General features: G+C 52.2%; 23 protein-coding genes and 1 pseudogene. 7 read left to right on the top strand and 17 right to left on the bottom strand.

All coding sequences use genetic code 11. The features are described from left to right. The first annotated feature begins 171 nt into the window (after nucleotides 1-171). The gene (locus A8990_RS19745; RefSeq protein WP_116190769.1) at nucleotides 172-939 is read left to right on the top strand and encodes a class I SAM-dependent methyltransferase; all 768 of its coding nucleotides are present in this window, start codon (nucleotides 172-174) and stop codon (nucleotides 937-939) included. A gap of 119 nt (nucleotides 940-1,058) precedes the next feature. Here the strand turns inward: A8990_RS19745 and A8990_RS19740 are convergent, their stop codons facing one another. The 4 genes from A8990_RS19740 to A8990_RS19725 all read right to left on the bottom strand — a co-directional run bounded on the left by A8990_RS19740 (nucleotide 1,059) and on the right by A8990_RS19725 (nucleotide 3,924). Next, complete coding sequence (locus A8990_RS19740) at nucleotides 1,059-1,259, bottom strand: hypothetical protein (RefSeq protein ID WP_116190768.1); 201 nt, start codon at nucleotides 1,257-1,259, stop codon at nucleotides 1,059-1,061. Between the two features lie 3 nt (nucleotides 1,260-1,262). Next, the gene (locus A8990_RS19735; RefSeq protein ID WP_116190767.1) at nucleotides 1,263-1,622 is read right to left on the bottom strand and encodes a VOC family protein; all 360 of its coding nucleotides are present in this window, start codon (nucleotides 1,620-1,622) and stop codon (nucleotides 1,263-1,265) included. A 175-nt stretch (nucleotides 1,623-1,797) separates the two neighbouring features. Further along, nucleotides 1,798-3,201, bottom strand: a complete 1,404-nt coding sequence (locus A8990_RS19730) for an MDR family MFS transporter (protein ID WP_116190766.1) — start codon at nucleotides 3,199-3,201, stop codon at nucleotides 1,798-1,800. A 144-nt stretch (nucleotides 3,202-3,345) separates the two neighbouring features. Then, entirely contained in the window at nucleotides 3,346-3,924 is a 579-nt protein-coding gene (locus tag A8990_RS19725) for a TetR/AcrR family transcriptional regulator (RefSeq protein ID WP_116190765.1), read from the bottom strand. 166 nt (nucleotides 3,925-4,090) lie between these two features. On the opposite strand from A8990_RS19725, the gene A8990_RS19720 reads away from it, so the two are divergent. Then, on the top strand, nucleotides 4,091-4,795 hold the full coding sequence (locus tag A8990_RS19720; RefSeq protein WP_116190764.1) for an SDR family oxidoreductase: 705 nt from the start codon (nucleotides 4,091-4,093) through the stop codon (nucleotides 4,793-4,795). An 86-nt stretch (nucleotides 4,796-4,881) separates the two neighbouring features. On the opposite strand, the gene A8990_RS19715 is transcribed toward A8990_RS19720, so the two are convergent. Then, a complete protein-coding gene (locus tag A8990_RS19715; protein ID WP_181909680.1) occupies nucleotides 4,882-5,397 on the bottom strand; it encodes a GyrI-like domain-containing protein in 516 nt (171 codons plus the stop codon). A 171-nt stretch (nucleotides 5,398-5,568) separates the two neighbouring features. On the opposite strand from A8990_RS19715, the gene A8990_RS19710 reads away from it, so the two are divergent. Continuing rightward, on the top strand, nucleotides 5,569-6,651 hold the full coding sequence (locus A8990_RS19710; RefSeq protein ID WP_245996108.1) for a bifunctional transcriptional activator/DNA repair enzyme AdaA: 1,083 nt from the start codon (nucleotides 5,569-5,571) through the stop codon (nucleotides 6,649-6,651). Between the two features lie 75 nt (nucleotides 6,652-6,726). Here the strand turns inward: A8990_RS19710 and A8990_RS19705 are convergent, their stop codons facing one another. The 5 genes and pseudogenes from A8990_RS19705 to A8990_RS19685 all read right to left on the bottom strand — a co-directional run. After that, nucleotides 6,727-7,329, bottom strand: coding sequence for a class I SAM-dependent methyltransferase (locus tag A8990_RS19705; protein WP_116190761.1), 603 nt, complete (start codon nucleotides 7,327-7,329; stop codon nucleotides 6,727-6,729). A gap of 73 nt (nucleotides 7,330-7,402) precedes the next feature. Then, nucleotides 7,403-7,729: a YciI family protein gene (locus tag A8990_RS19700; protein WP_116190760.1), complete on the bottom strand. Its 327-nt coding sequence runs from the start codon at nucleotides 7,727-7,729 to the stop codon at nucleotides 7,403-7,405. A gap of 28 nt (nucleotides 7,730-7,757) precedes the next feature. Next, nucleotides 7,758-8,681 (bottom strand): GNAT family N-acetyltransferase, encoded by a 924-nt coding sequence (locus A8990_RS19695; protein WP_116190759.1) that lies wholly within the window; start codon nucleotides 8,679-8,681, stop codon nucleotides 7,758-7,760. 41 nt (nucleotides 8,682-8,722) lie between these two features. Further along, a complete protein-coding gene (locus A8990_RS19690; protein WP_116190758.1) occupies nucleotides 8,723-9,073 on the bottom strand; it encodes a nucleotide excision repair endonuclease in 351 nt (116 codons plus the stop codon). 85 nt (nucleotides 9,074-9,158) lie between these two features. After that, nucleotides 9,159-9,410: pseudogene (locus A8990_RS19685) on the bottom strand (TetR/AcrR family transcriptional regulator C-terminal domain-containing protein); the annotation flags it as partial. Nucleotides 9,411-9,418: 8 nt separating this feature from the next. Between A8990_RS19685 and A8990_RS32760 the strand changes: the two are divergent. The 3 genes from A8990_RS32760 to A8990_RS19670 are packed head-to-tail and all read left to right on the top strand — an operon-like array spanning nucleotide 9,419 to nucleotide 10,758. After that, complete coding sequence (locus A8990_RS32760) at nucleotides 9,419-9,706, top strand: MFS transporter (protein ID WP_116190756.1); 288 nt, start codon at nucleotides 9,419-9,421, stop codon at nucleotides 9,704-9,706. After that, on the top strand, nucleotides 9,610-10,236 hold the full coding sequence (locus tag A8990_RS19675; RefSeq protein ID WP_116190755.1) for an MFS transporter: 627 nt from the start codon (nucleotides 9,610-9,612) through the stop codon (nucleotides 10,234-10,236). Before A8990_RS32760 ends, A8990_RS19675 begins: the two co-directional genes overlap by 97 nt. Nucleotides 10,237-10,239: 3 nt before the next feature. After that, nucleotides 10,240-10,758: an MFS transporter gene (locus A8990_RS19670; RefSeq protein WP_116190754.1), complete on the top strand. Its 519-nt coding sequence runs from the start codon at nucleotides 10,240-10,242 to the stop codon at nucleotides 10,756-10,758. Between the two features lie 61 nt (nucleotides 10,759-10,819). Here A8990_RS19670 and A8990_RS19665 read toward each other — a convergent pair whose 3' ends face one another. The 6 genes from A8990_RS19665 to A8990_RS19640 form a co-directional block, all read right to left on the bottom strand. Next, nucleotides 10,820-12,367 (bottom strand): ATP-binding protein, encoded by a 1,548-nt coding sequence (locus tag A8990_RS19665; RefSeq protein WP_116190753.1) that lies wholly within the window; start codon nucleotides 12,365-12,367, stop codon nucleotides 10,820-10,822. Nucleotides 12,368-12,612: 245 nt separating this feature from the next. Further along, nucleotides 12,613-13,233: an NADPH-dependent FMN reductase gene (locus A8990_RS19660; RefSeq protein WP_116190752.1), complete on the bottom strand. Its 621-nt coding sequence runs from the start codon at nucleotides 13,231-13,233 to the stop codon at nucleotides 12,613-12,615. 141 nt (nucleotides 13,234-13,374) lie between these two features. Beyond that, a complete protein-coding gene (locus A8990_RS19655; RefSeq protein WP_116190751.1) occupies nucleotides 13,375-14,055 on the bottom strand; it encodes an ABC transporter ATP-binding protein in 681 nt (226 codons plus the stop codon). Continuing rightward, on the bottom strand, nucleotides 14,052-15,182 hold the full coding sequence (locus tag A8990_RS19650; RefSeq protein ID WP_116190750.1) for an ABC transporter permease: 1,131 nt from the start codon (nucleotides 15,180-15,182) through the stop codon (nucleotides 14,052-14,054). The genes A8990_RS19655 and A8990_RS19650 overlap by 4 nt, the downstream gene beginning before the upstream one ends. A gap of 67 nt (nucleotides 15,183-15,249) precedes the next feature. Beyond that, nucleotides 15,250-16,629 (bottom strand): sensor histidine kinase, encoded by a 1,380-nt coding sequence (locus A8990_RS19645; RefSeq protein ID WP_116190749.1) that lies wholly within the window; start codon nucleotides 16,627-16,629, stop codon nucleotides 15,250-15,252. Next, nucleotides 16,626-17,303 carry a response regulator transcription factor gene (locus A8990_RS19640; RefSeq protein WP_116190748.1) on the bottom strand — a complete coding sequence of 226 codons (678 nt, stop codon included), beginning with the start codon at nucleotides 17,301-17,303 and terminating at the stop codon, nucleotides 16,626-16,628. Before A8990_RS19640 ends, A8990_RS19645 begins: the two co-directional genes overlap by 4 nt. Before the next feature lie 116 nt (nucleotides 17,304-17,419). On the opposite strand from A8990_RS19640, the gene A8990_RS19635 reads away from it, so the two are divergent. Further along, on the top strand, nucleotides 17,420-18,067 hold the full coding sequence (locus tag A8990_RS19635) for a Dph6-related ATP pyrophosphatase (RefSeq protein ID WP_116190747.1): 648 nt from the start codon (nucleotides 17,420-17,422) through the stop codon (nucleotides 18,065-18,067). Nucleotides 18,068-18,196: 129 nt separating this feature from the next. Here A8990_RS19635 and A8990_RS19630 read toward each other — a convergent pair whose 3' ends face one another. Beyond that, nucleotides 18,197-19,132: an aldo/keto reductase gene (locus A8990_RS19630; RefSeq protein WP_116190746.1), complete on the bottom strand. Its 936-nt coding sequence runs from the start codon at nucleotides 19,130-19,132 to the stop codon at nucleotides 18,197-18,199. Nucleotides 19,133-19,309 lie beyond the last annotated feature (177 nt).

Below are 19,309 nucleotides of genomic sequence, written 5' to 3'. Positions count from 1 at the left end.
TACCTTTTTCAATTTACGTTATCTTTATCATAGCATGTTTGCTCGTAGTCTTACAATATTTTCAAAGGTACCTCTATAACGGAAAATTATAAACTAAATAGCCTTTATATATTTCACGCATAAGCAGACCTCCGCTACAATGAAATTACCAAGTACTAGGAGGGACGTATCATGAGTTCAATTCATGTCTGGCAGACGGAGCTTTACGACAAGAAGCTGGATTTTGTATCCGAGTTTGGCAAAGGTGTGGTCGAACTGTTGAACCCCACACAGGGGGAGACCGTTCTTGATCTCGGCTGCGGAACGGGCGATTTGGCAGATGAGATTTCGAAGGCTGGCGCGGACGTTATTGGCATGGACTTATCTGCGTCGATGATTGCCGCAGCAAAGGAGAAGTATCCGGCGCTTCGCTTTCGCGTAGGCGATGCCACCAGCTTCAAGCTGGAAGAAGAGGTCGATGCCGTGTTCTCGAATGCAGCTTTACACTGGGTGAAGGAGCCCGAGAAAGTCATTGCGTGTATATGGGATGCATTGAGGCAAGGCGGAAGGTTCGTAGCGGAATTCGGGGGTCAAGGCAATGTGGAGACGGTCGTTAAAGCAGCAAGCCGTGTGCTTGAACGTGATTATGGAATCGATGCATCCGCATTGAATCCCTGGTACTTTCCAAGCATCGCTCAGTACAGCACGCTTCTAGAGCAGCAGGGCTTCCGGGTTACGTACGCCGTTCACTTCGATAGACCGACCAGGATGAAGGACGGCGATGACGGACTGAAAATATGGCTGACGGGATTGGCGGATGATCTCTTCAAAGGTTTGTCTGCGGAGGAGAAGAGTGCGGCCATTGCAAAAATCGAGGCCGAAGCGCGTCCGGAGTTATATCACGACGAAGCCTGGTACATCGATTACAAACGGATTCGGTTCATGGCGATTAAAGCTTAAACTTGGAAGACCTCACTCCCGATTACGGGGGTGCGGTCTCTTCGCTTGGAATAGCGGGAAAAGCCTTTCTCGACGCCGGATTCTCGGGAATTGTGAGCCGTGAGAGGGAAAAGCCTCTCTCAGCTAGCTGAAAGTGGCGCCATAACCTCAAGCGTCTTCTGCAACGCTTCAACAATCTCTTTGACCTCGTCAGCGTTGCAGTGCACGGTGACGTAGTTCGGCTGCAACCCGCCATCGTTGATCTCTAGGATGACGTTTCGATCTGCTGCGTCGTATCGAATGCAGACGTGGTCTGCATCGAGCATCGTTTTCCAAGCCATCGATTACGCCTCCCCTAAGCTGTGGGCTACAGGATGAAGCGGCTGGTACAGCGGAAGCTTCGCACCGCTAGGAAGCTGAATCGCTGCAAGCTTGCCCCATCTCTGCTCGCTGACCGGCTCCAAAATGGAGACACCGCGCTCGCTTAACTCCGCCAACGTTTTCTCGATATCATCGCACAGGAAATAAAGCTCCTGACTGCTTGGCCCATCCGTAGGATGAACCGCAACCTCTGCAGGAGGCAGCTTGAAGATCATCCATCCGCCGCCTGCGTCTACACCGGCAAATCCGAGAACGTCTTGAATGAAAGCCCGGTCCGCCTCTGCGTCCGTGCTGTACAGGATAATGTGTGCTGCGTTGATCATGTGTTTCTCCTCGCTTCCCTTTGATACAGATAGTTTGACCATTACGTTTACATTAGCATTCACCACATTACCATTTCCAGCCAAACTTTAAAGGCCATCCATTTCTGGACGGCCCGCTTGTGCATTTCGCTTATGTGTTCCGCTTCTCCGCTTTTCCTCTTTTCCGCTAATTCGCTTACCCGGCCACACTCGACTGCGACTTCCCCGACTCTTTGCGCTGCGACGGCAACAAACCGACAACGAGCACGACCGCGACCGATATCGCGAAGATCGATATGAAGACGACATGCATGCCATGCGCCACCTGCTTCGTGTCGAGCCCCGCCGCCGCGTTATTGAATAACGTGCCGAACATCGCCACGCCGACGGTCTGCCCGAGCGCGTTCATCAGAGAGTTCGTCGAAGTCGCCACGCCCCGCTGGCTCCAATCCACGGCATTCTGGATGAGAACCAGAATCGGCGTCGTCAATAAGCCCATGCCGAAGCCGATCACGACGAGGATGCCGACCAGGTACGAGTACGGCGAGTCGGAATCAATCAGCATGAGCCATAGGCTGCCTGCTGCAACGATAACCGCGCCAGCGACGATGAAGATCCGAGGGCCGTACTTGAACATCAGCCTGCCTGCCATCGTAGCGGCGAAGGGCCAGGCAAGGCACATCGGCATGAGCGTGAACCCGGAGTTCGTCGCGCTATGTCCGAGTACGACTTGAATCCATTGAGGCGCGTACACCATCACGCCCGCCGTGATGGCGAAGCCCAGGAAACTGAGCAGGTAGATGACGCGAATCTCTCTTGTCTTGAACAGCCCAAGCGGCATCATCGGCTCCTTCACCCGCATCTCCACGAAAAGGAACAGCGAGATGAAAACAACCGCGACACACAGCAGGCCGATAATTAGCGCGGAGTTCCATTCGTACTTCTCCCCGCCGTTCAGCAGCGCGTAGAGGAGTGCCGTTAATCCAATCGTGAATATGGTCGCGCCGATAAAGTCGATCTTCTTCGCCTTCTTCTCGAACTTCTCATGCAGAAATCCAACAACAAGAATGAAGGCAATGACAAACACGGGCACATTCATGTAGAAAATCCAGCGCCACGAGATGTAGTCGACGAACGTTCCGCCCACGAGCGGACCGAGCAATCCCGCAACCGACCATACCGAAGCGAAAATCCCTTGAACCTTCGCGCGCTGCTCGCCCGGATACAAGTCGCCGACAATCGTGAACGTGACCGGCGTAAGCGCCCCTGCGCCGAAGCCTTGTAACGCGCGGAACCAGATTAAGGCGGTCATGCTCGTCGCCGCTCCGCACAGGATCGAGCCAATCGCGAAGATCAGCAGCCCCGCGGTGAACACCGATCTTCTTCCATACAGGTCTGCCAGCTTGCCGAAGACAGGCGTCGCGACGCACATCGTCAGCGTATAAATCGAGAACACCCAACTGATTAAGCTAAACCCGCTTAATTCCTTCGTAATATGAGGCATTGCTGTACTGACGACCGTTGCATCCAACGCCCCGATGAACAGTGCAGCGAGCAGGCCAATCGTTACAACCTTCCGATTCGTCGTTTGCTGTACCAACTCTGAATGCGCCTCCTACATTTGGCTTTTTGATCAGATATCCTCAAATCTATTCGCCCTCGCCGAAACAATTCCCTTCTAACGAAAAATGGCCGCCCTATGGGCAGCCATCTTCCTTACTCTCTATATCTAAGCTTTAGCTCGTCACGCTTGTTCCCAGGAGCTCAGCAGCATCTTCGCATTGATTTTTCCCGCAGCCAGAATGCCGTCGCTCTGCTCCAGATCACTGACAGAACGCGCTAGTATGACTGTGCCGATCAGAAGACTTAGCAGCGCTGTTCCATTCTGCTTGTTGATATCGGCGATTGAAGATACGAAAGCGATGATTTTATCCAGTTCAGCCGTGAAATGCTGCCGTATCTCTTCGGATAAACGAGGCATCTCTCCCGAGAAAGCGGGCAAAATACAGCCGAGCTCCGTATTATCCCGATGCTCCGCGCTCAAATAATAATCGATGATGGCGTTGATCTTCGATCCGCTGCTCACATGATCAACTGCCTCCTGAAGCAGCTGAATCGTATGATCAACCGCATAGCTGCAAGCTTCGCAGACAAGCTGATCTTTACTCTCGAAGTGAGAATAGAAGCCGCCGTGCGTTAAGCCGACGCCCTTCATAATGACAGGGACGCTTATGTCGCGAATACCGCTCGATCGAAAAGCGTTCGCAGCACTTTCCACGATCCGGCCGCGAACTTTCAACTTATGACCTGCTGGATAGGGCATCGTACTTCATCCTTTGCTGCAATACTGATTTTTAAAATATTGTAGTCATCATAATATCTCTTGTCAATCATCCGGTTAGGAAATCAGTGACATTTGACAATCTATAATATGATGCTCATAATATATTATATGCATCATATTTTAAAACGCGAAGGAGACTTATCTCATGAATATTTCGAATCAAGTTGCTCTTGTTACTGGCGCTAACCGTGGTTTTGGCAAAAACTTGGCTGCAGAGCTTCTGGCAAGAGGAGCAAAAGTATATGCAGGCGCAAGAAACGTAGATACGATCGATCTGCCCGGAGCTATTCCGCTGCAGCTCGACATTACTGATCCAGCATCCGTAGCCGCTGCCGCAAAGACGGCCAGTGACGTTACGCTGCTAATCAACAACGCAGGCATTGCAACAGGAACTTCCCTGCTGACGGGCGCCTTTGAAGATATTCATAAGGAGTTCGATACGCACGTGTTCGGTACGTTAGCGATGGTCCGCGCCTTTGCGCCGGTTATTGAGAAGAACAGCGGCGGCGCGATGCTAAACGTCCTATCCGTGCTCTCATGGCTCAGCGTCGGTAACGAAGGTGCATATGCTGCAGCCAAATCCGCGGAGTGGGGCATGACGAATGCGCTGCGTCTGGAACTTGCGCCGCGTAATGTTCGAGTTGCTGGGCTGCACGTGGCCTACATGAATACAGACATGACGGCTAATATTACAGCGCAGAAGTCCGATCCGAAGGACATTGCGCGCATTGCAGTCGACGGTCTCGAAGCGGATCAGTATGAAATTGTTGCCGATGATATCAGCCGCCATGTCCAACAAGGACTCGCCGGCGGAGTCAATGCCCTATACCCTAATTTGTCCGCAAAATAAGGATTATAACAAAATGACGAAAGCTCCCTTCGCGGTTCGAAGGGAGCTTTCTATATGCGTGCACGACTATTCAGTTCAGATCAGATCTATGAAGACTTCTTACGAACGGGGTACAGCATGGTGAAATGAAACGTTTGAAGCTCCGAATAAGGAACAGTAAGTGCATTCAGCGGTTCGAATGGAACGGTCTCCATCCCAAGCACGCCCTCACTTGAATCGATCTCATAATCAGGCGACTGATCCAGCCATCCGAATATCGCTTCATATACGCGCCACATATGGGCTTCATCACCGTTCACTTGGGCGCTCACGCAAAGCCCGCCGCCCATCTCCAGTTTCTCGATGCCGTCCGGTACGTCTCCGAACTCATGAACCGCCAGCCCCACCCACAGCGTATCGACTTCCCCGCTCCACTGCTCCTGCGGAATGAACACATAAGCGGACGGACTATCCGTCAATCGTTCATCATTAAGCGGAACCTGTGCGGTAAGCTGGCTCCACGCCGCCCGCGTCCCGCTCTTATCGGGCGTCATACCTGTTCTTACTGCCAATGCCTTGAAAGGAGCCACTTCAATCAGATCAATTGCGATTGTTTCTTGCAAAAGCACCCTCTCCTTAACCTCTAAATTCCGGGCTCAGGTATCTCACCCGACGCGTGCGAATGCTTACATGTACATATTCATTGAACAACCATTATTTTCCTCCTTTTTGCACATGAATCAAAAAAATAAATGCCTGATTTTCGGCTGCGATCGTCGTTCGTGCGAGGTATAATGAACTCATTCTTAAAACATGTAGGTGCGATGATGATCCATAACGAGGAACGCAAAGCCGAATATTATAAAGCGCTTGTCGAGAAGAAGTCCGACTATGAGGGCATTTTCTACGTGGGCGTCACGTCTACCGGGGTATTCTGCAGACCGACTTGTCCGGCTAGAAAGCCGAAGTACGAGAACTGCGAGTTCTACGAAACGGCGCAGCAGGCGCTTCTCGCTTCCTTCCGCCCTTGCCAGCGCTGCCGGCCTTTGTCCCATCCGAATCAAGTGTCGGATATGATTCGGGTACTCGTCGAGGCGATTGAGCAGAACCCCGAGAAACGATGGAAGGGGCAAGATTTCCGGGCACTATCGATTGATGAATCAACTGCCCGCCGCCAATTCAAGAAGCGCTTTGGCATGACTTTTGTTGAATACGCGAGAGCCCGTCGAATGGGACTCGCTCTGAAGAGCATCCGATCGGGGGAGAAAATAATCCGTACGCAATTAGCTTCAGGCTACGATTCGAGCAGCGGATTTCGCGATGCCTTCTCTCGCATTATGGGAGCGCCACCTACGCGGTTTGACGACAGCCGCATCCTTAAAGCAGCTTGGCTGGACACACGGCTCGGCCCTATGATCGCGATAGCGGACGATAACGAGTTATATCTCTTGGAGTTCGTGGACCGTCGAGGGTTGGAACGCGAGGTAGAACGATTAAGGAAACGATTGAAGGCGGCCATTATTCCTGGACAGACACTGCCCATTCAGTCCATTGAGCGCGAGCTGACCGACTACTTCGAGGGGACATTAACGGAGTTCAAGACCCCTCTCCATCTTGTCGGCTCCGATTTCCAGCAACGTGTATGGGAGCAGTTACGGCAGATTCCGCCGGGAGAGACCCGCTCCTATGCCGATATCGCCGTAGCGCTTGGCAAACCAACCGCCTATCGTGCGGCAGCACAGGCGAACGGCGCGAATCAACTGGCGATCGTCATCCCATGTCATCGCGTTATCAACTCCGATGGCGAGCTCGGTGGATATGGCGGCGGAATCGCACGTAAAGAATGGCTGCTGAGTCATGAAAAAAGCGGTAAATAAGAAGAATGGCCATCCTACGGCGGATGGCCATTTTCTCTAATCTCACTAAGTAACACCAAGCATGACTTCAAGCGCTCACTTCTGTGAATCAAAAACGAACATCGACGCATCCTGCGCCATGAATATTTTGCTTCCGGAATAGAAGGTTTCGGACCGAATGTTCTTGTACCCGACTCTGGTCATGATACCCGCCAGCTCCGCCTGATGGAATCCGTTATGGACGAGATCGGACACGACATGCTCATTCTTGTCAAAATCAACAATGAGCAGATGCCCGCCGTCGTTCAACACTTCAAACAGCCTTGCCAGCAAGAACTCCACGTCCTTGATATGCAGCAGCACCTGAGCCATAAAGATATAATCCGCCCGCAGCACCGATAACCCTTCACCCTCGAAGTCAAAGCATAATGTTTCTGCATTTTGAATGCCCAGATCAGCAATCTTCTGCTCCATTTGCCCGATCATCCCTGGTGACGTATCCAGAAAAAGCACCGATTGAAACTCGTCTACTAGGTTCATGCCTACGAGTCCCGTCCCACAGCCGAAATCGATCGCGGTCTTGCCCTTCGCGTCACTTACATAGTTACGAATCGCATCGGACGATACCTGTGCAATGTGGATTCTCTCAGGCGTGTCATACGTATTAGCAATCATTTCGAACTTATCGGTATTCCCCATTTGGTCGACTCCTCCAATCTGCCTTCTTAAAAGGCTGAACCGATTTTCTCGGTCCAGCCTTCTTCGTTTCGTGCTATTTCGGCAGAACAGCCATCATTGGATAATATTCCGTCGTCATTACGCCCCCGATAACGGCGGGATCTTCTGCGATAAGCCCTGGGACTTGATCTACATTCTCCACTTCGATAACGGCGAGCCCGTGAGGATCGTCCGGCTTCCGAACAGGTCCGAATACAAGCGCGATGCCCTGCTTCTGCTTCTCCGTCCAATAGGCGATGTGCCGGTGCATGATGCCCCGTTCTTCTTCGGTCATATCTTGAGAAAAAGTCGCTCTGGGCGGCGTCGACCATAGCATGAAATGCATTTTGCCCGGATTGCTGCTTGCCGTGTTATCTGACATGATGACCAAACCTCCATAGCGTGATTGTTCAACGAAGCTCATAATAATCCATCGTCGACGTTTCCTTGAAACCGCAGGATTGATAGAGCCCCAGCGCGTTCGCGTTCTCCACGGCCACTTGCAGCATAATGTCCGCCGCTCGCGCCTCCTTCAGCTTATCGACCGCCTTCAAGAGCGTCGCTCTCCCGTATCCCTTGCCGCGGTGCTCAGGCAGAATGCCTAAGCCATAGATGCCGCCAGTCCCGCCGGGAGACAGCTGGATATGAAACTTCCCGATGACCTGCCCGCGGGCCTCTGCGAGATAGATGATCATGCCCCGCTTCTCTTCCTCTTCCGGCAAAATCATCCCTTCCCTAGGATGCTCTGTTTCTTCCTCATCCACGGGCTCATCGCCAAAATAAATCGCATTCTGCCGGCGAATTTCCCACGCATCCGCGTTCGTCGCCTTCCGGAATGTGAGGCCTTTCAGGTCGCCATGTATGTCCGGGCGATCCATCTGAAGATACATCTCGTACTCCGAATGATGGTAATGGGCACCGGTTCCCTGAATGAATGCCTGCCCGCCTTCTGAATTCCGGTCGCTCAAGAGAAGCAAGCTCTTGGGAGCTCTCCGCTTCCACTCATCCAAGACCAGCTTGCTTAGTGTCGCAAAGACGCCTTGGCGCCTATATTCAGGGTGCACCATCCCGTTCACTTCGAGCGGTGTGCTGGCGTCGCCGAACTCGCAAATACCTATATAGCCGATCAACTCTTGTCCATCGAAGTACATGAATTCATTGATCTTGCGCATCCCTGCACTTCCTGAACTCGCGGCAAGCTTATAATCCAGCTCCAGCTTCAGCGCCGTCTGATCCTCGCGGATACACGTTTCCTCGAGTGTATGTATCAAGTCAAAATCCTCTTGATTGATTCCCTCTCCGAGCTTCAACCACGGGTTACTGATCGTCTTCATATGTCACCTCCGTCTCAGTCCGCCGCATTCGGCCTTTGGTTCTACAGCACCCGGTCCGGATTGTACTTCGCTCTGAACTTATTCGCGATGTAAGTCTCATAGATCGCGCGGTCCAGAAGGCCTTCCACAAGACAAACCTCGATCTTGGTCACTTCGTCTCTGTGGTTCTTGATAGGCGATACCGAATCTTCAAAGTGCTTCTTGATTCTAGGGCGCAGCTTTCTCGCCTTGCCGACAAACAGGAGCTCGTCCTTATTGTTGTAGAACATGAAGATCCCGCCTTCTTCCCTGGTGATCAGGTGAAAATCCGTGAATCCATAAATATGGCTTAGCTGAGGATTACTCTGCTTCGTAATGGTAACGTCCGGTGTTGGTACAGTAATTTTGATCATGTTCGGCTCACATCCTCTTCGAGTTAGGTCTACATACTACCATGAACTTTAGTATAAAGTGATTTTCGGCATACATCCACGTTTACTATTCTTGCTCCTTAATCACCTGCTCAATCCCGAGCAAAATCAGATTCAGGCCGAATTCGAACGACCCGTCGGACCCCATCAGCTCGAACAATCCGCCCCCCAACATCTTCCGGAACAGTCCCGCTTCCGCTTCGCTCATAGCGTCCATCAGGCCATTGAGCTCCTCTAGCGGGAGCTCCCCCTGATCCTGATAATCGTCCAATACGAAGCCGAGCACATAGTTCGTAAGCGTAGTAACCGCTTGTAGTCTCGACCGCTATGCCTACCATTATCCGCGATCTGCATGACATGACGCTGTATGGTTGGGTAGCCGGCATCTACATGCTGTCCATGACCGCCTGTATGCCCATCATGGGCAAGCTGTCCGACATCTTCGGACGCAAGCGGCTTTATCTAATCAGTATCAGCCTCTTCATTCTCGGCTCGCTCGGAGCGGCCTCGCCCCTACGATGGAACTGCTGCTTCTCGGCCGCGGCATCCAAGGCGTCGGCGCTGGCGGTCTCATGCCGCTGGCCATGGTCATCTTCGGAACGACCTTTACCGTAGAACAGCGCATGAAGCTGCAAGGGCTGTTCGGCGTCATGGCCATTCTGCCTCAGCTGGTCGGTCCGATAATCGGCGGCTATGTAGTCGACCACATCAGCTGGCACTGGGTATTCTTCATCAATCTTCCCGTCAGCCTGTTAGCTGCACTTCTGATGTCCCTTGGTCTGCATGAGGGAAAGCAGCGCGAATCGCGTTCCATTGACTACGCGGGCGCGCTGACTCTAATGGGGTCCATCCTGTCTCTGCTGCTGGCTCCCGTTCTCATCGAGAACAAAGGCCTGGCTTGGACTTCTCCGCTGGTACTGGCGCTGCTCGGAGCCTCCGCTGCCCTGCTCGTTCTGTTCATTCTCGTCGAGCGCCGGGCCAAGGAGCCCATCATTCCGCTGCGCTTATTACGCAACCGCAATATCGTTGCCATGGCGCTCCTCATGTTCACGGTCATGTGCGGCTTGATGGGGGCTTCGTCCTCCTTCCCGTATTATGCCCAGATTGCCATGGACTTCTCGGCAACCGTATCCGGCTACTTCTAGCTCATGGCCATGGCTGGCGCGATTCCGTTCAGCCTGGCTTGCGGCTTCCTAATGGCCCGGATGACCTATCGTACACTGTTCATCGTTTCGTTCCTGTTCCCGGTTGCGGGACTATTCATGGCGCTCTCGATTCATCTGAGCGAAAGCTTTATCTATCCCGCCCTATGCTTCTTTATCATGGGTATCAGCACTGGAACCTTGATGGCCGGGGATACCATGCTCATACAGGAATCCGCAGAGGAAGAGGACCGCGGCATGGCGCAATCCACGGTCCAGCTGTTCCAAACGATGGGCGCCAGCATCGGGATGAGCGTCTTCGGAAGCCTCCTGGCCGGGTGGCTCTCGAGCGGCTTGTCCCTGACGAGCGCCTTCCATCAGCAGTTCGGAATGGCTCTTGTTTTTGCCCTCGCGGCCGTCGTCATCTGCTTCTTCTTCGGCAAAGGGAAGCTTGTCGCGGAAGCTCCTGCGAGCGAATCACCGAGCGAATCTGCCAGCGAGTCGCAGAAGCTATTACGCTCATAATCATAAGAAAACCGCCTTCCAATGGAGGCGGTTTTCTTCCGTGCAAACTTACACCCCTATGCTAATGCGCCGGCAAATGATCCTCAATCGCCTGCTGCAGCGACACCTTCGTGATCGCCTTTTGCTCAAAGGACAAGCCTGACCGAATCATCTTCTTCACAATCTCTGGCCTCAGCCCCGTAACGACCGGTTGGCAGCCCATCATATTGATTCCGTCAAAGACGCTGATGAACTGTTTGACGACATCGTCATCCATCTCCATCGCGCCTGACAAATCAATGATTAATGTTTCGATTCGGTTGTTCCCGATTTGTGAAATGACCTTATCCTCAATGGCATTGGCACGGAACTCATCAATGGCTCCGATAATAGGGAGAATGGAAATCGCCTGCGTCAGCGGAATAATCGGAACGGATAGATCCACGACCATTTCCCGCTGCGCCCGAATCAGATCGTCCTTAAACAGGGAATAGCTAATAAAGAACTGATTAAGGAACTGGTCCATCAACTGATTAATGCTCTTCTCCATGCTATAGTAATGTTCTTTGTTTTCATTGTGATTGTGCATACGGTCATAATTGTACAGGAAGTCCCACAATACCCGCCTTACCGCCTGAACCCATTCCAGTTTAAATGCCAAGGTGAGCGAATGCTTCGCCCACGTGATTCCTTCTTGCTTGGCAAAGGCGATGGCCTCATACTCTTTCCCGTCAATAATATAGAGCACCAGCTTATGTGCGTTATCCAGCAGGTTTATGTTACCGATTGCAAGAATTTCATCGATTTTATCGCGAACGTTGACTGCCTCTAATAACAGCCGCTGCTCGAAATTACCGCGGTTTACAATGAAGAATTCTTTGATACCCATAGTTGCCTCAAGCTCCAAATAAACCACTTCCTTTAATCTTATATTTTTGGTCTCCTTCGGAAACGTAATCGTAAATTTGGTTCCACCGTTTTCTGCGCTCTGTACTTCGATTACGCCGTTATGCTGATAAATCACGGAGAACACAAGCGTTAACCCCATGCCGGTCCCGTTCTCTTTGGTCGTATAGAAAGGTGTGCCGAGCATTCTGAGCTTGTCCTGCGGAATACCAACTCCGGTGTCCTGGATCGAGACAATGACTTCCTGCTCGGTAGCCATATGCTCAATATGAATAGCTCCCTTTCCCGGGATTGCCTCGAAGGCGTTCTTCAGCAAATTGAAGAACACTTTCTTTAGCTGATTCTTCCTGCCTAATATGTATGAGCCCGGATTCTGCAGCCTGCTATGGACCGAGACCCGGTACATCTGATCCTGAAACAGCTGCGTTAAAGCATCCAATTCGACGGATAAATCAATCGAGCTATGTGCCTCTTCCTCAAGGTCAGGCTTGGACACATGCAGCAGATTTTGCAGAATGTTAATCGCATTTCCCAGTTCCGCCTCAGCAATCTCGATGTACTTGGTATCCTTCTTCTCTTTCATGAGCTGTAAAAATCCTTTAACGGCGGTCAGCGGATTTCTAACCTCATGTGCGATACCAGCGGCAATCTGCCCTACGGAAGCCAGTTGGCTCAGATGAGTGTCTTTCTTCTTATTTACGGCCACGCCTTCCTTTTCCTGCATCCCGAACGGTCTCCGATCTGCTGCAAGTCGCCTGTGCGTCTCAGCTAGTTGTAAAACTGGATTCAATTGGTAGAATTGCCAATTGGGATATTTCTAGTATACATAATAGACTCGTATGTTTACTATACCGATTGGACCGCTTATTTCGTTGATAATTGTTGCATCATTGCTATTCATGTCGAAAGGGACAAAAAGCAAAGGCCACCCCTCAAAAGGATGGCCATTACTTTACGTATATAGCTCTATTACGAGAGGACAGCCGATGCCTCTTTCCATTGACGGCGCATCCGTGCCGCGACGCTCTCTCGACCCTCGAGCTGATCTGCGAGCTCCGATATTGCGCGTCTAACCTGCGGCGCGAAATGGCGAAAATCCCGGTCCGGGCTTAGCTCCGCTCCCTCCCTGATAACCGCGTCCGATAACCGGAGCGCCGGGGAAGTCGGCACGATGCGCATCCTCAGCCGAACGGCCACTCTTCTCAACTGCTTGGCACATCTGCCGCCTCCATGACCGCCGTAGGTGACGATCATGACTGGCTTATCCCGCCACTCGTGGTAGAGGTGATCGATCGCGTTCTTAAGAACCGCAGGATAGCCCCAGTTAAACTGCGGGGTGACGAAGATCACGCCGCTCGCGCTCTTGACCTTGTCGCTCCATGCTTGCGTGTGCGGCTGGCTGTAACCGTCCAATGCCGGAATCCCCGGTTCATCGTCCATTGGCAGCCGCCACTTGGCCAGATCGATAATCTCATACTCGTAGTTCGAATTCGCTCGTCCGATGGATTCGACCCATGCCGTAATTTTCGGGCAGTTTCTGCCTGCTCGTATGCTCCCCATGACCAGGAGGATGGTCTTCTTCTGACTCATCGTTTCACGCTCATTTCATATATTATAGTGATGTTCGCTCATTTAGTACGTGATACAAACAATATAGTTTGTGTCGCGTACTTCTGTCAATAACAAATATAAAAACGGCCGCCAATCATGGACTGGCCGCCGCACTCTCATTCAGTATTTTTCGATTAAACTGCCGTGCTCGAGATAAAGAACACGATCGCACAGCGATAGAACGCGCTCGTCGTGCGTAACCATAATGGCGCTCTTGCCTCGTTCTTTGGCCTCTCTGGCGATCATGCCTACAACGTCCATTCCCCTTCCGGCATCCAGACTCGCCGTCGGTTCATCCGCCAGCAGCACAGCCGGGTCGTTCATGAGCGCTCTTGCAATCGCGACGCGCTGCCGCTCGCCTCCTGACAGCTTCTCAGGATAAGCATGCCTGCGGTGATCCAAGCCCAGCTTATGAAGCAGCTCGCCGATGCGATCATTCGCCTTCGCTCGACTCATATCCCCCAGTTTTGCGACCAGCATCAGCTGCTCTTCCACCTTCAAGTATGGAATCAAATTGGCATTTTGAAAAATAAAGCCGAGCTTGTGCAATCGCATATCAGATAATGCCTGCTTCTCTTTCCCAGCCATCGATTCCCCATCCAGCAAGACTTCGCCGCTCGTAGGCTTAAGAAGCGCGCCTGCTATCGACAGGAACGTACTCTTGCCGGAGCCGGAAGGCCCCATCACAGCGACCAATTCCCCTTCTGCTACTTGCAGGCTTAAGCGATCGAGCACCGTTCGCTGCATCCCGCCATCCTCGAAAGTATGCGTAATCTCGTTCAGAATCAGCCTGTGTCTCATGCTGCACTCCTCCCTATCGCATCCAAGGCGTCGATTCGCGTCACTTTCCAGACGGAAAACAATGAACCGGCGAGCGTCATCACGATGAAAGCTGCACTCGTATACGCTAGCGTAGAGGCTTGCAGCCGGAATGGCATTCCGTCTGGCAGGACCGCCTCAATCGCTTGGACAAGCAGTATGCTGACCATAAGACTGGCCGACGATAAGAGCAGTACTTGAAGGGCGACGCTTCTTACAAGATAGCCGGTGCGTGTACCGATTGCCTTCAAAATGCCGAATTGGCTGCTCTTCTGAATCGTGATGACGTAGAAGAACACCGCAAGGACGAATAATGAGATGATAAACAGGAAGATGGTCATCAGCAGCAGCGATCCCTGCTCCTCCTTGTAGCCCGGAATGGCCGAAACCGCATCTGACTTGGTCACGATCTCGTCGTCCGGCAGTTCTGCAGCAAGCTGCTCCGCTTGATGCTTATTCGCCTTTACCGCAATCGCACTATAAGCTCCGCCGTCCTCTTCTGCTCCTCCCGCTTCCGGTCGTGCCGCTGTCCCTGTCTGAAGCTGCTGCCAGTCGTGCTCGTTCAGAAATACCGCCGGCGAATGGCTGAACGACTCGTGGCTGACGAAGCCGCTGACCCGCCATTTCAAGCCGGAAGCTTGATCGACCAGAACCGTACCTAGGCCAATTCCCGAATCCTTCAGCTTGCGATCCACAAGCACATCGCCAGTCTCGCCCGTTGCAATACCTTCACCTTCCGTCACCTGGGGCATCAGCCAGCCTTCCGGCCTGATTCCGAGAAGCGTCACATCCAGCTTCCCCGCTAATCCTTCTGCCTTCATGGTGGTCATCTTAACGCCAAGCGGCTGGACGTTGTCTTCTCCGGCAATCACGCCCGCTTGCGCCAATGCTTGGCCGTTAAGCTGTGACCGGGTGAAACGATGATTCGAACCCTTCTCCATCACAAAATGCGTTGCGTCCATATTCTGAATCGATGCCGCGTTATCATAGGCGAGCCCGCGCGCAAGCCCGGTAACGAACAGTACCAGGAAAGCGATGAGCAGCATAATAGTCGCAATGAGCGAATAGCGGACTTTCGCGAACCTCATCTCTCGAATAGCCAAATACATGGTGCTTCCCTCCCTCTTGGATGGCTTCAGTTTAGGGAGTGAATATAAATGGCGCATAAATAACAAGTTACAATTTGGGCAGTGTAATGGTAAAACTAGTGCCTGTCCCTGGCGCGCTGCTCACCTCGATCGTTCCCTCGTGCAGCTGCACAATCTTCTTCACGATGGCAAGCCCGAGGCCCGTTCGCCCCGAAGCCCGTTCCCGTGCGCGATCGACACGGTAGAACCGATCGAATAGAAAGGGCAGATGCTCGGGAGCGATCCCTTCTCCAGTATCCGATATGACGATACGGGTGTGAGCCTGCAGTGCTTCTGCAGCCACTTCAATACTTCGGCCTGGCGGAATATGGTTTACCGCATTGCTCAGCAAATTCGTCCATACCTGCATGAGCAGCACTTCGTCGCCATGAACCGAAACCGATTCCGGAATCGATAGCTTCAGCAATAGCTGCTTCTCTTCCAGCTGCCACTGCAGCATCTCCACTGCTTGGCGGATATGACCGCGTAAGATAATAGGCTTCTTGTTCAGCGCCTCTTCACCTTGCTCCAGCGTTGAGAGCAGCAGCAGTTGTTTGCTCAGCATGGAGAGGTGCCTACTCTCCGCTTCGACAATCGAGGCATATTGCTGACGTTCTTCTTGTGCAAGATCCCCTTGCGCTAATACTTTGGCAAAGCCTTGGATGGACGTGAGCGGCGACTGGATTTCGTGCGATACATTCGATACAAACTGCTGACGTGCCAGGTCGACCCGCTCCAGCTCCTGACTCATCGTCATGAAATGCTCGGCGAGCTGCCCGATTTCATCGCGTCTTCCTGTCGTCAGCCGAAGATTGTAATTTCCCTGTGCGAGGCGTTTGGTCGCTTCGGTCAATCGCGTAATCGGTTTGACGATATAGCGTGTACTGATCAAGAACAATAGAATACTGATGACAATGGTCAGCAATCCGATCAGTGCGAAGAAAGTACGCAGCTCGCCGAACTGCAGCAGCACATCCGGCCGCATGAACAGGGCATAGCTCTTCGCTGATGTTCGGACGAGCACACCTACCGTGTTGCTTAAGCTGTTCTCGAAGAAGCCCGTGATGAAAGGCTTGTTCGGAAACTTCGCCACGCCATGATAGATGTCTCCGCCAAGGACGAGCTGGATGTCTTCCTTATCCAGATCCCGCTCCCGGAAGCTCTTCCCGTAGAAATGCGAGTCTCCTTGCCCATCCGTTACGTAGATTTCGTATCCCAATGAGGCCGCATTGCGAAGATATCTCTCCATATCCGCAGGATCGGATTCAATAAAGCTCTTCATCTGCTCGGCAATGGAGATCAGCTTCCCATCGTTATACGGCTTGAGCTTGATATGGTAATAGCTGTTCGAAGCGAGGAATCCGAGCATGCTGCTGACGAAGATAACAGCTAAGGTGATCAGAAACACGCGATAGTACAAGCTTTTCAACGGTCCCTCACCACGATCTTGTAGCCGATGCCCCGAACCGTCTGAATAACAAAGTCATCCGCGTAATCGGAGAAGCGCTGGCGCAGCCTGTTGATATGTACATTGACCGTATTATCGTCTCCTTCGTAATCCTGACCCCACACGAGCCGGATCAGCTCGTCGCGGGAGAATAAACGCCCCGGGTACTGTGCCAGCTGGGCTAATAACTCGAATTCTTTCATCGGCAGCAAAATAATAGATTGCCCGTCGGATACTTCAACGTTCTTCCGGTCAATGGTAACGCGGCGCATCCGAATGATGTCATCCGATGCCCGGTTATAGCGGCGGAACAGCGCTTTGACCCGGAACAGCAGCTCTTCCGGCTCGAAGGGCTTGGTCACGTAGTCATCCGTCCCTTTGAGATAGCCCTGTTCTTTATCAGACAGCTGATCTCTAGCCGTTAGCAGTATGATCGGGATGTCGTAATGCTGCCGAATATGCTCGCACAGCTCGAACCCATCCATATGCGGCATCATCACATCAATAATGGCGATATCGATATGCGTACGCGCCATGACTTTTACCGCTTCGGCCCCGTCCCCAGCCTCATGTACGCTATATCCTTCGCGGGTCATGACATATCGTACCAGCGCTCTAATATGAGGATCATCGTCTGCCAGCAGCAGATGTTTCAACGCGGGTCCCTCCCGTTCCTGTTCCTATGTTCGTTGCGGAATAGATAAATTATGCAAGAGATTATTTGGTCTTTCAATTAAAATAGTAGAAAACACGAACATGAGGAGAAGCCACAATGAAGTTTGCTATGATGTACAGCTGCGGCAAGGATAGCAGTTTGGCGCTTTACCGGATGATCAACGAGGGTCATACGCCGGTGGCATTGATCTCCGCATTCAATCAGGAGCAAGGCCGCTCCTGGTTTCACGGTATCCCGGAGGAGCTATTAAGATCGGTTTCAGAAAGCTTGGGCATTCCGCTTATCATTTGTCATTGCCGGCCGGAAGATTACAATGAAGCCATTGAAGAGGGTCTAAGAAAAGCGGTGCAGCTCGGCGCCGAGAGCTGCGTTTTTGGCGATATCGACATCGAAGGGCATAGAGAGTGGAACGAACAACGCTGTACCCATGCCGGTTTGACATGCGTACTACCGCTATGGCAGGAGGGCCGAAGGGCTTTGACGGAAGAACTGATTCATGCGGGATTTAAGGCGGCCATCAAGATTGTTCAAAGCGATATATTGGACGACAGTTTCCTCGGGCAAACGCTAACCGCGGATCTCGTGGATCGAATCGAAGCCGCAGGAGCTGACCCCTGCGGTGAGAATGGTGAATATCATACCTTCGTGTACGATGGACCTCTATTCCCGGAACCCATCCCCACCAAATTCGGTGAGATTATCGATTTTAAGACCCATAAGGCAATCGACATCCAATCGATGTAGCTTCCTTCTTTCTCGCAGCCGCCAGAAGGTGCATGCAAGGAAAATGGCGTACAATCTCAGCAACGAGACCGTACGCCATTCCGCCATTCATAGATCAGCCGAACTATTCCACGCTCTGAAGCTCTCCAACTACCATGGCAGCGGATCGTGCCCAAGCCTTTCTTCCCAGAAGCTGCGCAGTCGTGCCGCCACTTCCTCAGGTATCTTTTTATCCGAGCTAGACGCGTTCTCTTCCCACTGTTTGACGCTCTTCGCTCCCGGAATGATCGTGCTCACTTCGGGGTAGGACAAAATAAACCGCAATGCCGCCTGGGTCATCGTCGATCCGTCGTCTTCTACAAAACGAATCCGTTGCACGAGATCGGCGCGCCGGGCGATGACATCATCGGACCAGCGTTTCCTCACCCCTTCGAACCGGCTGGCTTCGTTATATTTTCCGCTAAGCCATCCGGAGTCGAGCGGTACCTTGATAATCAAGCCAACCTGTTGACGCTCCGCCTGTGCGAACGCACGGGAGGTTTCTTGGTAGAAGACATTAAACAACACTTCGAGCACATGGCTGCCCGATGTGTTTAGAACGATCTCCATATCTTTCAGCGTATCCACGGATGCCCCGTACGCGCGGATCACACCTTCATCCTTCAGCTGCTGTAATGCGCGCATCTGCTCGCTATCCCCGTATAAGCACGCTTCCGGCGGGTTGTGCAGCAATACAGAATCTATATATGAGGTTCTCAGCCGCCGAAGACTGGACTCAACCGAGCTCCGAATGCCCGCCGCTGAGAAATCGGTTTCCCCGTCAGCCGTATGGCCCACTTTGGTGTTGATGACCACGCGATCCCGTTTACCTTCTAATGCTTCTCCAAGCAGCCGCTCGCTTGCTCCGCGTCCATACCCTGGCGCCGTATCGAAGAAATTGCATCCTTGATCCACAGCGGTGTGCACGAGTCCGATTGCTTCGTCGTTCGCCATGGGCGACCAATCGATCTGATTCCCCAATTGCCACGCCCCGAACCCGATCTCTGACACCTCCGTCGTTAGATTGCCGTACTTCCTGTATCGCATCTCAAACCCCGCTTCTTCGTTATGTATTTCCAGTATAAGTATGCTATAAATCATACTTTACAATGCCATTGCTAGACGCATCAATTTTTGAAAAAATGCAGCAGCCTGTAGGATATTAGTTCATCAGATGCAGGAGCAATTGCACATCCACGGTAAAAACAGAAATAAATTGACAAG

It is taken from the genome of Paenibacillus taihuensis (assembly GCF_003386535.1).
In the GTDB taxonomy this organism is placed as follows: Bacteria; Bacillota; Bacilli; order Paenibacillales; family Paenibacillaceae; genus Paenibacillus_Z; species Paenibacillus_Z taihuensis.
The sequence above is the reverse complement of the archived record's forward strand: the minus strand, read 5'-3'. Positions and strand labels throughout refer to the sequence as shown.

Bases quoted from the DNA above. Each gene is read 5' to 3' on its own strand.
- A8990_RS19745 (WP_116190769.1), top strand. From the start codon at position 172: ATGAGTTCAATTCATGTCTGGCAGACGGAGCTTTACGACAAGAAGCTG.
- A8990_RS19740 (WP_116190768.1), bottom strand. From the start codon at position 1,259: ATGGCTTGGAAAACGATGCTCGATGCAGACCACGTCTGCATTCGATAC.
- A8990_RS19735 (WP_116190767.1), bottom strand. From the start codon at position 1,622: ATGATCAACGCAGCACACATTATCCTGTACAGCACGGACGCAGAGGCG.
- A8990_RS19725 (WP_116190765.1), bottom strand. From the start codon at position 3,924: ATGCCCTATCCAGCAGGTCATAAGTTGAAAGTTCGCGGCCGGATCGTG.
- A8990_RS19720 (WP_116190764.1), top strand. From the start codon at position 4,091: ATGAATATTTCGAATCAAGTTGCTCTTGTTACTGGCGCTAACCGTGGT.
- A8990_RS19710 (WP_245996108.1), top strand. From the start codon at position 5,569: ATGAACTCATTCTTAAAACATGTAGGTGCGATGATGATCCATAACGAG.
- A8990_RS19705 (WP_116190761.1), bottom strand. From the start codon at position 7,329: ATGGGGAATACCGATAAGTTCGAAATGATTGCTAATACGTATGACACG.
- A8990_RS19700 (WP_116190760.1), bottom strand. From the start codon at position 7,729: ATGTCAGATAACACGGCAAGCAGCAATCCGGGCAAAATGCATTTCATG.
- A8990_RS19695 (WP_116190759.1), bottom strand. From the start codon at position 8,681: ATGAAGACGATCAGTAACCCGTGGTTGAAGCTCGGAGAGGGAATCAAT.
- A8990_RS19690 (WP_116190758.1), bottom strand. From the start codon at position 9,073: ATGATCAAAATTACTGTACCAACACCGGACGTTACCATTACGAAGCAG.
- A8990_RS32760 (WP_116190756.1), top strand. From the start codon at position 9,419: ATGCCTACCATTATCCGCGATCTGCATGACATGACGCTGTATGGTTGG.
- A8990_RS19675 (WP_116190755.1), top strand. From the start codon at position 9,610: ATGGAACTGCTGCTTCTCGGCCGCGGCATCCAAGGCGTCGGCGCTGGC.
- A8990_RS19670 (WP_116190754.1), top strand. From the start codon at position 10,240: ATGGCCATGGCTGGCGCGATTCCGTTCAGCCTGGCTTGCGGCTTCCTA.
- A8990_RS19665 (WP_116190753.1), bottom strand. From the start codon at position 12,367: ATGCAGGAAAAGGAAGGCGTGGCCGTAAATAAGAAGAAAGACACTCAT.
- A8990_RS19660 (WP_116190752.1), bottom strand. From the start codon at position 13,233: ATGAGTCAGAAGAAGACCATCCTCCTGGTCATGGGGAGCATACGAGCA.
- A8990_RS19655 (WP_116190751.1), bottom strand. From the start codon at position 14,055: ATGAGACACAGGCTGATTCTGAACGAGATTACGCATACTTTCGAGGAT.
- A8990_RS19650 (WP_116190750.1), bottom strand. From the start codon at position 15,182: ATGTATTTGGCTATTCGAGAGATGAGGTTCGCGAAAGTCCGCTATTCG.
- A8990_RS19635 (WP_116190747.1), top strand. From the start codon at position 17,420: ATGAAGTTTGCTATGATGTACAGCTGCGGCAAGGATAGCAGTTTGGCG.
- A8990_RS19630 (WP_116190746.1), bottom strand. From the start codon at position 19,132: ATGCGATACAGGAAGTACGGCAATCTAACGACGGAGGTGTCAGAGATC.